This is a genomic window from Alcanivorax sp. DP30 (assembly GCF_009882945.1).
Classification (GTDB): domain Bacteria; phylum Pseudomonadota; class Gammaproteobacteria; order Pseudomonadales; family Alcanivoracaceae; genus Alcanivorax.
On the sequence record NZ_WTUY01000002.1, the window covers coordinates 340,456 to 354,892 of the forward strand.

The 14,437-nt window shown below is 59.0% G+C and carries 14 protein-coding genes; 6 read left to right on the plus strand and 8 right to left on the minus strand.

Going from position 1 to position 14,437, the window contains the following annotated elements:
* Positions 1-12: 12 nt before the first annotated feature.
* The 4 genes from GQF00_RS02145 (at position 13) to GQF00_RS02160 (ending at position 5,543) form a co-directional block, all read left to right on the plus strand.
* Entirely contained in the window at positions 13-1,209 is a 1,197-nt protein-coding gene (locus GQF00_RS02145; protein WP_161317511.1) for an acyl-CoA dehydrogenase family protein, read from the plus strand.
* A 270-nt stretch (positions 1,210-1,479) separates the two neighbouring features.
* On the plus strand, positions 1,480-2,277 hold the full coding sequence (locus GQF00_RS02150; protein ID WP_161317512.1) for an SDR family oxidoreductase: 798 nt from the start codon (positions 1,480-1,482) through the stop codon (positions 2,275-2,277).
* The gene (gene ttcA / locus GQF00_RS02155) at positions 2,277-3,134 is read left to right on the plus strand and encodes a tRNA 2-thiocytidine(32) synthetase TtcA (protein ID WP_161317513.1); all 858 of its coding nucleotides are present in this window, start codon (positions 2,277-2,279) and stop codon (positions 3,132-3,134) included. Before GQF00_RS02150 ends, ttcA begins: the two co-directional genes overlap by 1 nt.
* Before the next feature lie 246 nt (positions 3,135-3,380).
* Positions 3,381-5,543 (plus strand): malate synthase G, encoded by a 2,163-nt coding sequence (locus GQF00_RS02160; protein WP_161317514.1) that lies wholly within the window; start codon positions 3,381-3,383, stop codon positions 5,541-5,543.
* 147 nt (positions 5,544-5,690) lie between these two features.
* Here the strand turns inward: GQF00_RS02160 and GQF00_RS02165 are convergent, their stop codons facing one another.
* Positions 5,691-6,437 (minus strand): type II and III secretion system protein, encoded by a 747-nt coding sequence (locus tag GQF00_RS02165; protein WP_161317515.1) that lies wholly within the window; start codon positions 6,435-6,437, stop codon positions 5,691-5,693.
* Positions 6,438-6,755: 318 nt separating this feature from the next.
* On the opposite strand from GQF00_RS02165, the gene GQF00_RS02170 reads away from it, so the two are divergent.
* A complete protein-coding gene (locus GQF00_RS02170; protein ID WP_161317516.1) occupies positions 6,756-7,424 on the plus strand; it encodes a tRNA (guanosine(46)-N(7))-methyltransferase TrmB in 669 nt (222 codons plus the stop codon).
* 319 nt (positions 7,425-7,743) lie between these two features.
* Here the strand turns inward: GQF00_RS02170 and GQF00_RS02175 are convergent, their stop codons facing one another.
* The 7 genes from GQF00_RS02175 to GQF00_RS02205 all read right to left on the minus strand — a co-directional run bounded on the left by GQF00_RS02175 (position 7,744) and on the right by GQF00_RS02205 (position 13,823).
* Entirely contained in the window at positions 7,744-8,241 is a 498-nt protein-coding gene (locus tag GQF00_RS02175; RefSeq protein WP_161317517.1) for a hypothetical protein, read from the minus strand.
* Between the two features lie 5 nt (positions 8,242-8,246).
* Positions 8,247-8,720, minus strand: coding sequence for a GNAT family N-acetyltransferase (locus GQF00_RS02180; protein WP_237440351.1), 474 nt, complete (start codon positions 8,718-8,720; stop codon positions 8,247-8,249).
* Complete coding sequence (locus GQF00_RS02185) at positions 8,683-9,810, minus strand: cupin domain-containing protein (protein WP_161317518.1); 1,128 nt, start codon at positions 9,808-9,810, stop codon at positions 8,683-8,685. Before GQF00_RS02185 ends, GQF00_RS02180 begins: the two co-directional genes overlap by 38 nt.
* A 50-nt stretch (positions 9,811-9,860) precedes the next feature.
* Complete coding sequence (gene purB / locus GQF00_RS02190; RefSeq protein ID WP_161317519.1) at positions 9,861-11,231, minus strand: adenylosuccinate lyase; 1,371 nt, start codon at positions 11,229-11,231, stop codon at positions 9,861-9,863.
* Positions 11,232-11,591: 360 nt separating this feature from the next.
* Positions 11,592-12,224 carry a high frequency lysogenization protein HflD gene (gene hflD, locus GQF00_RS02195; protein ID WP_161317520.1) on the minus strand — a complete coding sequence of 211 codons (633 nt, stop codon included), beginning with the start codon at positions 12,222-12,224 and terminating at the stop codon, positions 11,592-11,594.
* A 19-nt stretch (positions 12,225-12,243) separates the two neighbouring features.
* Positions 12,244-13,338, minus strand: coding sequence for a tRNA 2-thiouridine(34) synthase MnmA (gene mnmA, locus GQF00_RS02200; protein WP_161317521.1), 1,095 nt, complete (start codon positions 13,336-13,338; stop codon positions 12,244-12,246).
* A 17-nt stretch (positions 13,339-13,355) separates the two neighbouring features.
* A complete protein-coding gene (locus GQF00_RS02205) occupies positions 13,356-13,823 on the minus strand; it encodes an NUDIX hydrolase (RefSeq protein WP_161317522.1) in 468 nt (155 codons plus the stop codon).
* Positions 13,824-13,934: 111 nt separating this feature from the next.
* Between GQF00_RS02205 and moaC the strand changes: the two genes are divergently transcribed.
* A complete protein-coding gene (moaC, locus tag GQF00_RS02210) occupies positions 13,935-14,432 on the plus strand; it encodes a cyclic pyranopterin monophosphate synthase MoaC (RefSeq protein ID WP_161317523.1) in 498 nt (165 codons plus the stop codon).
* Positions 14,433-14,437 lie beyond the last annotated feature (5 nt).

Genomic DNA, 14,437 nt, shown 5'->3' on the forward strand with positions numbered 1-14,437 from the left:
AAGGAGATAACGATGATTAATCTGGAACTTCCCGAAAAGCTCACCCAGGTTCAGGCCATGGCCCAGCAGCTGGCCAGTGGCGTGTTTCGACCCATTTCCCGCAAATATGATGCAATCGAGCACTGCGAGACCCCTGAAGAGTTGAAGCCGGTGGCGCAGATGATGGCTTCCATGGGCCGTGGCCCAAGAGACAAGGCTGCACCGTCCGATGAAATCAGGAATGGCGCCAACATGATGGGAATCATGGGTGTGGAAGCCATGTGCTGGGGCGATGTAGGGCTCATGCTCTCCATCCCCGGTACTGGCCTTGGCAACGCGGCGGTGAGTGCGGTGGGGACCGCTGAGCAGAAGGAAAAATACGGCAAGCTTTACTGCGCCATGGCGATCACCGAGCCCGGTGCAGGCTCTGATTCCGCTGCCATCAGCACGACAGCACAGCTGGATGGAGACGAATGGGTGCTAAACGGCGAAAAGATTTACTGCACCGGCGGACAGCGTTGTGATGCGGTGGTTGTCTGGGCCACCCTGGACAAGAAATTGGGCAAGGCGGCTATCAAGTCATTCATCATTCCCCGCGATAACCCGGGAATGAGCCTCGTACGAGTGGAAGACAAGATGGGCTTGCGGGTGTCGGATACGGCGGCACTGTCGCTCAACGATTGCCGGATTCCCAAGGATCATATTCTTGGCTCAGCAGAAATCGCAGACAGCGAAGAAGCGCGCAAGAAGGCGTTCGGTGGTGTCATGCAAACCTTTGACAACACCCGGCCGCAAGTGGCTGCCATGGCGCTGGGGCTGGCTCGTGCTGCGCTGGAAATTACACGTGAAATTTATGAAAAAGAAGGGGTTAAGGCAAGCTTCTCGAAACTTCCTTATAGTTTGAGTGCCCGTGAGCTCGAACTTTACAGGCTGGAAGCTGACCTGGAAGCCGCACGATTGATGACCCTCAAGGCGGCGTGGATGGCGGATAACGGCCAGCCAAACTCCAAGGAAGCTTCCATGTGCAAAGCGAAGGCCGGGCGTATGGGCAACGATGTGACGCTCAAGTGCGTGGCCCTGTGCGGTGAACTGGGTTATTCGGAACGAACCCTGCTCGAGAAACTGGCCCGGGATTCCAAGATCATTGATATCTTCGAAGGTACCCAGCAGATCCAGCAGCTCATCGTGGCGCGGCATCTGCTGGGCCTGTCGTCCAGAGAGTTGAAGTAACCGGCTAGCAGGTTTGCCGTCACGAGAGGCCAGGAAGCGAGTGACGCGTTTCGCGTAGCGACAACCTTCGAACAGGCGAGGGTTGTCGCTTTTGACTTTCGAAACTCGTCCCTCGCAACTCGCTTGCTCTCGTGCCTCTGTGTCCGGTCAGCAAGCAGGCCCTCCCATCAACAGTGCTCATTGACTGGCGTTGAGCGGCGCTGGTAAGTCTTTGATTAACCCTTCGTTCCCTTTACCCTCTGCAGTACTTACACGTATGGAGACAGCAGTATGCCCAAGAGCCTGGCAGGCAAGGTGGTGTGGATAACCGGGGCGTCCTCGGGTATCGGGGAAGCGGTGGCAAGATCCTGTGCCCGTCGGGGTGCCAGGCTGGTGTTGTCTGCGCGCCGGGAAGCAGAGCTGGAACGCGTGCGGGAAGGGCTGGTGAACGCTGCAGAGCATTTGATCCTGCCACTGGATCTGGCCGACAGCGAGGCCATGCCCGCTGCCGTGGCAGCAGTGAAAGGCAAGTTCGGACAGTTGGACCTGGTGGTCCATAACGGCGGCATCTCCCAGCGCTCGCTGGTAGCAGACACGGATTTGTCTGTGGATCGGCGCATCATGGAAGTGAACTTCTTCGGCACCGTGGCCCTGACCAAGGCCGTACTCCCGCTATTCCGCGCACAAGGGGAAGGCCGCTTTGTGGTGGTGACCTCTCTAGTGGGTGAGCTGCCCACGCCGCTGCGCAGCGCTTACAGCGCCAGCAAGCATGCGCTTCATGGTTTTTTCGAGTCATTACGGGCAGAAGAGTACGACCACGGTATCCGGGTGACGCTGGTGATGCCGGGCTTTATTCGCACCCAGGTGTCGGTTAACGCGCTCACTGGCGACGGCTCCGCCCAGGGGAGTATGGATGACGCCCAGGAGGCGGGCATTAGCGCCGATGAATGTGCTGAACGGTTGCTCAAGGCCGTGCAGCAGGGAAGCGATCAGGTTATCATCGCCGGCCGCGAAAAGGCCGGTGTCTATCTGAAACGCTGGTTTCCCGCACTGTATCGCCGACTGATCCGCAAAATGAAGGTGACGTAATGTCTCTGGCTGCCCAGGAATCCAAAAAAAGTACCCGCTTCAACAAGCTGCAGAAGAAACTGCGGCGCGAAGTAGGGCGCGCCATTGCTGACTTCAACATGATCAGCGAAGGCGACAAGGTGATGGTCTGCCTGTCCGGCGGCAAGGATTCCTACACCATGCTGGAGATCCTGCGGAATCTGCAGCATTCGGCCCCGGTTAACTTTGAGCTGGTGGCGGTGAATCTGGACCAGAAACAGCCCGGTTTTCCTGAGCATGTCCTGCCTGAGTATCTGGAAAGGGAAGGGGTGGCTTACCACATTCTGGAAAAGGACACCTATTCCATCGTGAAGGAGAAGGTACCGGAAGGGAAAACCACTTGCGGCCTGTGTTCACGCCTGCGCCGCGGCAGCCTGTATGGCTTTGCCGAGGAGATCGGCGCTACCAAGATTGCCCTTGGTCATCACCGGGACGACATCGTAGAAACCCTCTTCCTGAACATGTTCTACGGCGGAAAGATGAAAGCCATGCCGCCCAAGTTGCGCAGCGACGACAACCGCAACATCGTGATTCGCCCGCTGGCGTATTGCCGCGAGAAGGACATCATCGAATTCTCCGGTTTCAAGGACTTTCCCATCATTCCCTGTAACCTGTGTGGCTCTCAGGAGAACCTGCAGCGCCAGGTGATCAAGGAAATGCTACAGAAATGGGATCGTGAACAGCCTGGTCGCATCGAGAACATCTTTGCCGCGATGCAGAACATTGCGCCGTCGCAGTTGGCCGATACTCGCCTGTTTGACTTCGAGAATCTTGAGGATGGTCAGCAGCGTGGCGGGGAGCAGGCACACCGCCTGGATGTGGTCAATCTGTTCGGTTGATCGCAGACCGCACAGTCACGCTAATTTTTGTGTCTAAACATGATTCGCGGCGGCGTTTCGGCTAGAATACCCACCGTTTTTTTCGCGAGAGGCCCGGCTGGGCCGCCTCGCAGCAGTCGTACTTCCCGGGGTTGATGTGACAGCCCGATCCGCTTCGCTGCTGGGTCGGACAAGCCGGTTACTGCCGGTTTCACGGAAAACGCCGATTTACTGAAGACTTCTCTGGACCAGAAGGGTAGGAGCATCATGACCGATCGTATTCAGAAGGGTAGCCTCGAAATCGCTGCCGAACTCCATGATCTGGTAGTCAACGAGATTGCGCCGGGTACCGGCGTTGACCCGGAACACTTCTGGGCCGAGCTGGAAGCCATCCTCAAGGACCTGGCGCCCAAGAACAAGGCGCTGCTGGAAAAGCGTGAAGCCATTCAGGCTCAGCTGGACGAGTGGTACAAGGCGCGCAAGGGTCAAACCATCGACATGGCCGAGTACAAGGCATTCCTGGCCGAGATTGGCTACCTGCTCCCGGAAGGCGATGAGTTCAAAGTCACCACCGAGAATGTGGATGAAGAAATCGCCACCATTGCCGGCCCGCAGCTGGTCGTGCCGGTGAAGAACGCCCGTTTCGCTCTGAACGCGGCCAACGCCCGCTGGGGCAGCCTGTACGATGCCCTGTACGGCACCGACGTGATTTCCAACGAAGGTGGCGCGGAGAAAGGCGGCGCCTATAACCCGAAGCGTGGTGCCAAGGTGATTGCCTGGGCTCGCGACTTCCTGGACAACTACTTCCCGCTGGCCTCCGGTTCCCACAAGGACAGCACAGGCTACGCCATTGTTGACGGCAAGCTGGTTGTCTCCCTTGGTAGCGAAAAGACCGGCCTGAAAGACGAATCCCAGTTGAAAGGTTTCCTGGGCGACGCCGCTGCACCCACCGGTGTCCTGGTCAAGCACAACAACCTGCACGCTGAACTGCAATTCGACGCGAGCCACCCCATCGGTGCTGACGATGCAGCCAACATGAAAGACGTGCTGCTGGAATCTGCCATCACCACCATTCAGGACTGCGAAGACTCCGTTGCCGCCGTTGATGCCGAAGACAAGGTTGAGGTGTACCGCAACTGGGCAGGCCTGATGAAGGGTGACCTGCAGGAAAGCTTCGAGAAGGGCGGCAAGACTCTGACCCGTTCCATGAACGGTGATCGTGAGTACACCGCACTGGACGGTTCCACCCTGACCCTGCACGGCCGCTCCCTGCTGCTGGTCCGTAATGTGGGTCACCTGATGACCAACCCGGCCATCCTCATGAACGGTGAGGAAACCCCGGAAGGCATCATGGACGGCATGGTCACCGTACTGGCCGCCATGCACGACCTGAAAAAGATCAACAAGCTGAGCAACAGCCGCACCGGTTCCGTCTACATCGTGAAGCCGAAGATGCATGGCCCGGAAGAAGTGGCCTTTGCTGTTGAGCTGTTTGGCCGTGTCGAGAAGGCCCTGGGCCTGGCCGACAAGACCCTGAAGATCGGCATCATGGATGAAGAACGTCGCACCACCGTGAACCTGAAGGAGTGTATCCGTCAGGCCAGCGATCGCGTGATCTTCATCAACACCGGTTTCCTCGACCGTACCGGTGACGAAATGCATACCTCCATGGAAGCCGGCCCGTTTGCGCGCAAAGGCGACATGAAGGGCATGGCCTGGATCAAGGCCTACGAAGACTGGAACGTGGATATCGGTCTGGAATGCGGCCTGCCGGGTCACGCCCAGATTGGTAAAGGCATGTGGGCCATGCCGGACGAGATGGCTCAGATGATGGCCAACAAAGCCGGTCACCCGAACGCGGGCGCCAACTGTGCCTGGGTGCCGTCTCCGACCGCAGCTACCCTCCACGTGACCCATTACCACGAAGTGAACGTGGCTGAGGTTCAGGCCAAGCTGGCCAGCCGTGAGCGTGCTTCGCTGGACGACATCCTCACGCTGCCGCTGCTGGATCGCGAGCTGTCTGCCGAGGAAATCCAACAGGAGCTGGACAACAACGCGCAGGGGATCCTGGGTTACATGGTGCGCTGGATCGACCAGGGCGTGGGCTGCTCCAAGGTACCGGACATCAATGATGTGGGCCTGATGGAAGACCGTGCCACCCTGCGTATCTCCAGCCAGCACGTGACCAACTGGTTGCACCACGGCATCACCAACAAAGAGCAGGTGATGGAAACCCTGAAGCGCATGGCCGACGTGGTTGATCGTCAGAACGCCAATGATCCGCTGTACACGCCCATGGCCAAGAACTTCGACGGTTCCGTTGCCTTCCAGGCAGCCGTTGAGCTGGTGTTCGAAGGCTGCTCCCAGCCGAGCGGTTACACCGAGCCGGTTCTGCACCGTCGTCGCCGTGAACTGAAAGCAGGCAATTAATAATTAGTAGTTAATAATGAATAGCGGCGCGCTCGCGCGTCGTTGGTTGCCTGAAAGTAAAGAGGCCGGGCCCATCGTTGGGCGCGGCCTCTTGCGTTTAAGAAAAGACCAAAGCTGCTCGCGCAGTTATTAATTATTCATTATTAACTATTCATTCACTTCCACCATCACCTCAATCGGCAAAAACACCGTCTGCCGTGACGTCTGATATTGGCCAATTTCACGCTGGCTGCCCTGGCTGACGGTATTGATGGCGCCCATCTGTTGCCATTGGCCGGGCTGAAGGCGCAGGGTGCTGCTGGTGTGCTGGGTGGCGGCGATGCCGGGGCCGCCGGGTTGGTCATGGCGCTGCTGGATCTGCAGGGTAACCGAGCCATCGGTGTTGACCTGGGGCGTGACCTGGATGCCGCGCTCGAGATTGTGCAGCACCGTTCCGTAGTCGCCGCCACTCAGCGCCAGCAGGGTGCCTCGATTGATGCCGGCGGGGTAACCACTGAGGGTGCGAATGCGGTAATCATCCTGGCGTTGCAGGCTTTCCCGTTGCTCCTGCACATGAACCCGGGCGCTAGTCTGGGCGGGCCGGCGGACTATATCGATGCCGGCACCGGAACGGGAGGTCTCGGCGCTGCCGGCCCGGCGCAGGTAGACGATGACGGAACTCGGTTTGCTGTTCAATTCGCCCAGTACCGATTGCAGCTCATGGAAATTCTGGTCGGTGGTGCGGATGATCAGCTTGCCCTGATAGGCATTCACAGTGCCTCCCTCCGGTAGCAGCGGGCCAATCACCGGCACCAGTGCACCGGCATCTGGCCGGGAAATGACATGCAGGCTCATGTCTTGTGCCGAGGCGTTCAGGCTGCATATCAAAAGCAGGAAAAACAGTGTCCGTCCCATGGGTTTCCTTACAGCAGTCATGACATGGAGTTTGTCGGATTATGGTGGGAATTCAAATTATTTGGTCGGACGTCAGACGTCTGTTGTAAAAATAGAGAAAACCGGTAGCACCGGTTGCCACCAGAATCTGGCAGGTGCGCAGTTTGCTGATACAAGGCAAGAGGTTGTTGCTCTTGGCGTCTGACGCTCAGGCGTCCGACCATCCCGCCTTCACATCAGGCACAGGGGTTTCAGCGAGCGAAAAGGTGTCTCTCCACCTGCATCCATCCGATCTGACAGGCATAATAGCCGCCCGGTTCCCGAGCGAGAAATCTGCCCATGTATGCCAACAGCCGAGCGGTTCAGTCTAACCAGGAAGGCGTCCATACGGATCTGGAGAAGGTGGTGGTACGCCATCTGGCTAACCCGTGGCAGGCACCGTTCGCAGATCACGACCGGGAGGCTTTTGCACAGGCGAGCCAATGGCGCGCAAAGCAGGGGAGTGAGCGGCCCCTGATGCTGGACAGTGGCTGCGGCACCGGACGGTCTTCCGTACATCTGGCGCGTGCCAATCCCCAGGCACTGGTGATTGGCGCGGATCAGTCTGCCGACCGGCTGACAAAAGCGCAGCGTCGCTTCGCCCCGTTACCGGATAACCTGCTGTTGCTGCGCAGCGACTGCGCGGGTCTGTGGCGACTGATGGTGGAGGCCGGCTGGCAACTGGCCCGGCATCAGATCCTTTACCCGAACCCCTGGCCGAAAAGTGCGCACTTGAAACGCCGCTGGCACGGTCACCCGGTCTGGCCGGCGGTGCTGGCGCTGGGCGGCGAGCTGGAGCTGCGCAGCAACTGGCCGATCTACCTTCAGGAAGTCCAGGCGGCACTGGCCCTGAGCGGTCATGTGGCCAGCATTGAGGCGTTGCCGGAAGGGCAGGAGCCGGTGACGGACTTTGAGGAGAAGTATCAGGCGAGTGGGCAGGTTAATTGGCGGTTGTTAGTTGAGCTTTAGTGAACTGGCGCGGCTGGGCCTGCAAGGTTGGTGGGCGAGACACGGTCCCGGGTTTGATTTCTGGCGTTAAAAAATCAAGGACGCTGCTCGGTTATCGCAAACCTCTGCTCCAGCTCTAGGAGCGCCTGTCGAGGCGCGAAAGGGCTGGTCAAACGTGGCGAGTTCCCGGTTGGGAAAGCCCTCCACCGGAGGTGATGGTTTGGCCTTTGCCTTTCGAAACTCGATACTCAAAACTCGCAACTCACTTGCCCGGCTTCGCCTCTCGGTAAACCCCTTTCGCAGCAGAGAGTTCCGCCGCAGCCAGTAGCTCGCCGCTTCCCTAGAGCCTTAACTCCCGCAATTCCGGATTGCTCCCTCCCCGTTCCCATATGGCCTGGAAATCACGGGCCAGCCTGGGCGCCAGTGGCAGGCGATGACCGCAAAGGTGAATGCGCACCGGACGGGGCCAGCCTTTCGCTTCGAACAGTCCGGTGCCGTCACCGATGCCGAAACAGGCTTGAGGATCCCGATCGTCGTCCTGACTTTGCCGTAGCTGCAGGCGTGAAGGGAGGCGGCGCGCGAGGTGAATCAGGCGATGACCGTCACGGATTGCGGCTTCCTGGTCGTCAAACAGGACGCGGATATCAACCCGTTGGCTGGAGAGGGCGAGAGATTTGATGGCGTCGCAAACCGCCGAGTCGGCGGTCAGGGGGTCGAGCAACGGCACTCGCAGCCACAGGGAGCGCCGAGAGGCCCTGATCAGTAAAGCCAGCGCCTGGCTGGCTTCACTGTGCTTCACCGAGAGTAGCGTTTCATTCTTGCCTATCTCGAACGGCATGCCGATCAGAGTAACGGTTTGAACATCTGACGGTGAGGGATGTTGGCATCCATGAAGATGCCGCCCGAGACGGAGAATCCTGCAGATTCATAGAAGCTGGTAGCGTGGGTCTGGGCATGCAGGAAGATTTCTTCCATGCTTTTGGCGCGTGCGGCTTCCTCGGCGGCCACCAGCAGGGAGCTGCCTACGCCGTTGTTGCGCTGCTCTGACAGCACGCAAAGGCGGCTGATCTGCCCGGTAGGGAGCAGCCGAATGCAGCCAATCGGATTCTTTTCTGCGTCCATGGCGAGGAAATGGACAGCGTCCTTGTCTTCGCCATCCCACTCCAGCTCTTCAGGGACATGTTGTTCGTCAATGAAAACCTGCTGGCGAAGCGCGCGCAGCGCTGCTTCATGCTCGTCCCAGCGGGTTTCGATGATGCTGATAGCCATGGGGTTCTCGTTATAGCGGGGCGAAGAAGCCCTGTTCAATCCATTCATGAAGCAATTCCTGGGCGGTTTCTGACATGACCGCTTCCAGCTCGTTATGGGTGTAGCGTCGTTGGCTGGCCAAAAGCTGCACCAGCGGACGTTGTTGTTCTGTAAGCGCATGGGCTTCACCGTTCAGCCATACCCGGTTGCCCTGCATCAACAGGCGAGTACTACCATGGCGAACCAGCGCGATTTCAGGATCGCGGATGCGAATATGGTGGTCATCCACGGCAAATTCAAGGCCATCCTGCCGAGGGGTGGAGAGCCAGCGATAAACTGCCTTCTCGATGGCCTCGGGGTTGAGCAGATCAAGGGCGCCGCGGATCAGTTGCTGACGATCAGCATCCGAAAGAATGGCGGGGTTGTTCGTCGGTGTGCGCTGCGGGTCACTGAACAGCATGCTGTCGGCCTCAGCCAGACATTCACCGGCGATTTCGGCCATCAGGATCTGGTAATCCGGGGCGCGAAAGCCCACGGACCAGGTAATGCAATCACTGTCTTCGGCCACGCCATGGTGTGCAACGCCAGGGGGCAGGTAGAGGACGTCACCGGGTTGGGCGATGAATTCCTTCTGGACATTCATCTCCGCCAGCAACTTCAGATCAGGGTGTGGCTGGCGGGGGCTGTGGTCGTCGCAGAGATCGCCAATCTGCCAGCGGCGGGTACCACTGGCCTGAACCAGAAAAACGTCATAGCGGTCAAAATGCGGGCCCACACTGCCGCCCTTGGTGGCATAGCTCATCATGATGTCTTCGAGCCGCCAGCCTGGCAGGAAGTTAAAGCTGTCGAGAAGCAGGGAGCTTTCTGTCAGGAAATGGTCCACAGACTGGACCAGCAACGTCCAGTTCTCCTCGCCGACTTCACTGAAGATATTCTCTTCCAGCGGGCCCTGCGTCAGGGTCCAGGGGCCGTTACCCGCGCCCTGAATGATGCGTGCCTCCACGCCATCTTCCAGCGCCAGACCGGCCAGTGTGTCCGCATCAGGGCTGTCCAGTCCTCCGGCGGCGCCGGGCATGAACAGCGGGGCTTTCTGCCAGTACTGGCGAAGAAAGTCGGCGGCGGATAAGGGCAGCTGGAAATGGGGCAGGGAAGTGGGCATAGGGAGTCTCGCCGGTAAGGGGCAGCGTAGCTGCCCCTGTCTTGTGGCGTTTAGATATTACGGGCCTGGCTCGCGGCGCTACCCACGTAGGTGGCCGGGGTCATGGCCAGCAGCAATTCCTTGGCGTCGTCAGGAATAGCCAGGTCGTTGATGAAGGCAGTCAGGGTTTCCTGGTTGATGCCGTCCTTGCCGCGGGTCAGGGCCTTGAGCTTCTCGTAAGGCTTTTCGATACCATAGCGACGCATGACCGTCTGGATTGGCTCGGCCAGTACTTCCCAGGCGGCATCCAGATCCGCGTCCAGTCGAGCCTTGTTCACTTCCAGCTTGCCGATCCCTTTGAGGCTGGCCTCGAAAGCAATCAGGCTGTGTGCCAGGCCTACGCCCACATTTCGCAGCACCGTGGAGTCGGTCAGGTCACGCTGCCAGCGGGAGACCGGCAGCTTGGCTGCCAGATGGTCCATGATGGCGTTGGCCAGGCCCAGGTTGCCCTCGGAATTTTCGAAGTCGATGGGGTTGACCTTGTGCGGCATGGTGGAGGAGCCCACTTCGCCTTCCACGGTCTTCTGCTTGAAGTACCCCAGGGAAATGTAGCCCCACACGTCGCGATCAAAGTCCAGCAGCACAGTGTTGAAACGCATCAGGGCGTGGAAGTATTCGGCCACACAGTCGTGGGGCTCAATCTGGGTGGTGAACGGGTTAAAGGTCAGGCCCAGGCCTTCCACGAAGCGGCGGGCGAAGTTTTCCCAGTCCACGTTCGGGTAGGCCGACAGGTGGGCGTTATAATTGCCCACCGCACCGTTGATCTTGCCAAGCAGTTCCACCGCGGCAAACTGGTCACGCTGACGCTGCAAGCGGGCTACCACGTTGGCCATTTCCTTGCCTACAGTGGTGGGGGAGGCAGATTGGCCGTGGGTGCGGGAGAGCATGGGCTGATCCGCCAGACTATGGGCCTGACGACGGATGGCACTGATCACCTGATCCATCTTCGGCAGCAGCAGCTCCCGGGCTTCCTTGAGCATCAAAGAGTAGGACAGGTTGTTGATGTCCTCGCTGGTACAGGCGAAGTGAACGAACTCACTCATGCCGGCCAGCTCCTTGTGCTCGGCCATCTGTTCCTTGATGAAGTACTCCACCGCTTTCACGTCGTGGTTGGTGGTGGCTTCGATTTCCTTGATGCGCTCGGCATGTTTGGCTTCAAAGTCGCGGGTAATGCCGCGCAGGTGCCAGGCCGCCTGACCGCTCATCAGCGGAACCTCGGGGATGCTCTTGTCGTGGGCAAGCTGTTCCAGCCAGCTGACTTCCACATGGACGCGGAAGCGGATCAGACCGTATTCACTGGTGGTATTACGCAGGGCATCGACTTTGCCGGCATAGCGGCCGTCGACCGGTGAAATGGCGGTAAGCGTGGTCAGGCTGGACATGTGTCAGGCTCCCGGGATCATCCAAGTAAGGTTTCAAAGCGGCGCAATGATACAGCAAAAATGCAGGGGGTGCGTGGTTGATTGTGGGCCAGACTGGCCTGGCCGCGCCATCGGTACAGAAGCCTGTCTTCAGGTCTAAATCCGGGCCTTTTTTGTGCGAAAAGTGCCGGGTGCTGAGTGGCGAGTAGTGAAAGGCAAACGCCTAAACCTTGCCGGCCTCAGGGATTTGATTACGGATGGCCGTTTGCCGTGACCCGAAACCGGTTTCTTCACCTTTCTGGTGCGGGTATTCGTTACGCTCCTGTCGTGGCGTTGCAGAGCGATCTTGCAGATATAAATTGGTTTAAGAAAAGCTTTTAACTATTTGAAATTAATAGACTCCATTGCTGAAATGATCTGCTTTCGTTTGAACAGCAAGTGCCAGCGCTTGCCGCCTAGTTGTTGCCACAGGAAGGCGGCCCGGACGCCGGCCAGGAACAGGGCACGGATCCGGGCGGCCTTGTCGTCGTCCTGGAGATGAGCCGGCTCGCCTTTAACCTGAATGCGAAAGCGAAAGGTGCCCAGGGTGTCCACATAGATGCTGGCCAGGCGGTGGCAGAAGGCATCGTCAGCCACATCGCTGAAGTGGGCCTGTTGTCCATTGAGCGCCATAAGCCGGTGGCGGAGGATGTTGGTGGTGTCCGGGTTTTTGGCCAGCTTGGCAGCCAGGTGCAGCAGGGCCAGCCCATAGTTGAGCGGGCGCAGCGAGGCGCCACCACTGCTGCGATTGAGGCTCAGCTCCAGCAGAGACATGCCTTCGCGCAACAGCTCGGGTTGCGGGTAGATACTGTCAAAGCTGTCTGCATCCAGGGCCATGACCCCTTCGATCAACGCCCGTAAGGCGTGGGGGGCACAATCTCCACGCAGGGCAATGTCGTCGGCCAATTGGGCAGCCTGAAATACGGCAGCCAGTGCCAGAACCTGTTGTTGCTCAGGTGTGAAACGCTCGCTCATACAAGTTTCCTTGGCTGTGTTACCGGGTATGCTGGATCGGGGCACCGCCCAGACAGACGGGGCCATCATAGAACACGACGGATTGCCCGGGGGTGACGGCGCGTTGGGGCTCGTCGAACAGCACATGAACACGGCCATCACCGGCATCGCTGACAGTGCAGGCCTGGTCAGGCTGCCGGTACCGGGTCTTGGCGGTAAGCCTGGCCGGCAAGGTGGGTGGCTCAAGCGCTACCCACTGCATCGGCGCACTGGTCAGCTCGCGACTGTAGAGCAGCGGGTGGTCTGTGCCCTGTACGGCAACCAGCACATTGCGGTCCAGATCCTTGCCTGCCACGTACCAGGGGGCGTCACCGGCATCCGCACGGCCACCGATACCCAGTCCCTGACGTTGCCCCAGCGTGTAGTACATCAGGCCATCATGCTGACCGATGTCATTACCATGGTCGTCCTCGATTCTGCCTGGCTGGGCCGGCAGGTATTGCTCAAGGAAGTCCTTGAAGCGCCGCTCACCGATGAAGCAGATGCCGGTGGAATCCTTTTTCTTGTGATTGGCAAAGCCCTTTTCTTCCGCGATACGGCGCACCTCAGGCTTTTCCAGGTCACCCAGTGGAAACAGGGTCTGGTCAAACTTGCGGTAGTCCACGGCGTGCAGGAAATAGGTCTGGTCCTTGTTGGTATCCACGGCACGGACCAATTTTGCCGGGCCATTGTGGTCTACCTGGGCGTAGTGGCCGGTGGCGATATAGTCGGCGCCCAGAGTGATGGCATGGTCCAGAAAGGCCTGAAACTTGATTTCCTTGTTGCAGAGGATGTCGGGATTCGGGGTGCGGCCGGCACGGTATTCTTCCAGGAAATGCTCGAACACCCGGTCCCAGTACTCGCTGGCAAAGTTGGCCGTATGCAGTTCAATTCCCAGCACCCCGGACACCTGCATGGCATCCAGCAGGTCTTCGCGGGCGGTGCAGTATTCCGTGCCGTCGTCCTCATTCCAGTTCTTCATGAACAGGCCTTCCACCTGGTAACCGGCATCAATCAGCCGGGCGGCGGCCACTGAGGAATCCACACCGCCGGACATGCCGACAATGACGCGGGTATCTTGTGGAGCTTTCTTCATGCTACTGCCTATGACCGTTAGCCGCGCTGCAGCGGCCAGGGATGCTGATAAATGGTATCCAGGGGCAGACGGCGGCCGGACAGGTAGTCGTCCAGACAACGTTCCACCAGAGCGCTACGATGCCTGTCTCGCTGGGCACGAAACTCATCCGGGGTCAGCCACATGGCTTCCAGGATGCCGGTGTCCAGTTTCTGCCGGGGGTCATGACTCACCGGGCGGGCCACAAAGCAGGTGCGGTAATATACGCCGCCGCCTATGTGGGGCTGGAAAATGTACCACCCAAGCAGGTCAGTGATCTCCACCTGCCAGGCGGTTTCTTCCAGGGTTTCCCGGTAGGCCGCCTGCATCAGGGTTTCACCGAATTCGGCATGGCCGGCAGGCTGGTTGATGACTTCCTGCCCCTTGCTCATTTCGCGCACAAAGAGAAATCGGCCGTCTTGTTCCACTACGCAGGCCACAGTAATGTGCGGTTCAAAGCTGTTCATAGCGATTCTGCCAATACGGGTGCCTGTGCAAACAGAATCAGGCACGATGCTGTATGGAAAGGCGGGAATGGTAGCGCAGGCTGCGCTTCGACAACAGGCCGGGGATTGAGGATGTCAGAGGATAGCTTTACCCATCTGGATGCTCGCGGGCAGGCCCAGATGGTGGATGTCACAGAGAAGGCCGTTACCCAGCGCGTAGCGGTGGCCGAGGCCAGGGTGCGCATGCAGCCGGAGACACTGGCAATGATTGTGGATCAACGCCATCCCAAGGGTGACGTCCTGGCCACTGCGCGGATTGCGGGTATTCAGGCCGCCAAAAAGACCTGGGACCTGATTCCGCTTTGCCATCCGCTACTGCTTACCCGGGTGAATGTACAGATCGAGGCGGACGGGGAAGATGCCCTGCGGATCGAGGTTCTCTGCAAACTCAGTGGTACCACCGGCGTAGAGATGGAAGCCCTGACGGGCGCATCCGTTGCCGCCCTGACTTTGTATGACATGTGCAAGGCGGTGGACCGCGGCATGGTTATTGAAAACGTCTGTCTTCTTGAGAAAGCAGGGGGCAGAAGTGGCCATTACCGAAGAGCTGCCGACCAGGCTGGCGAATGAAAGGG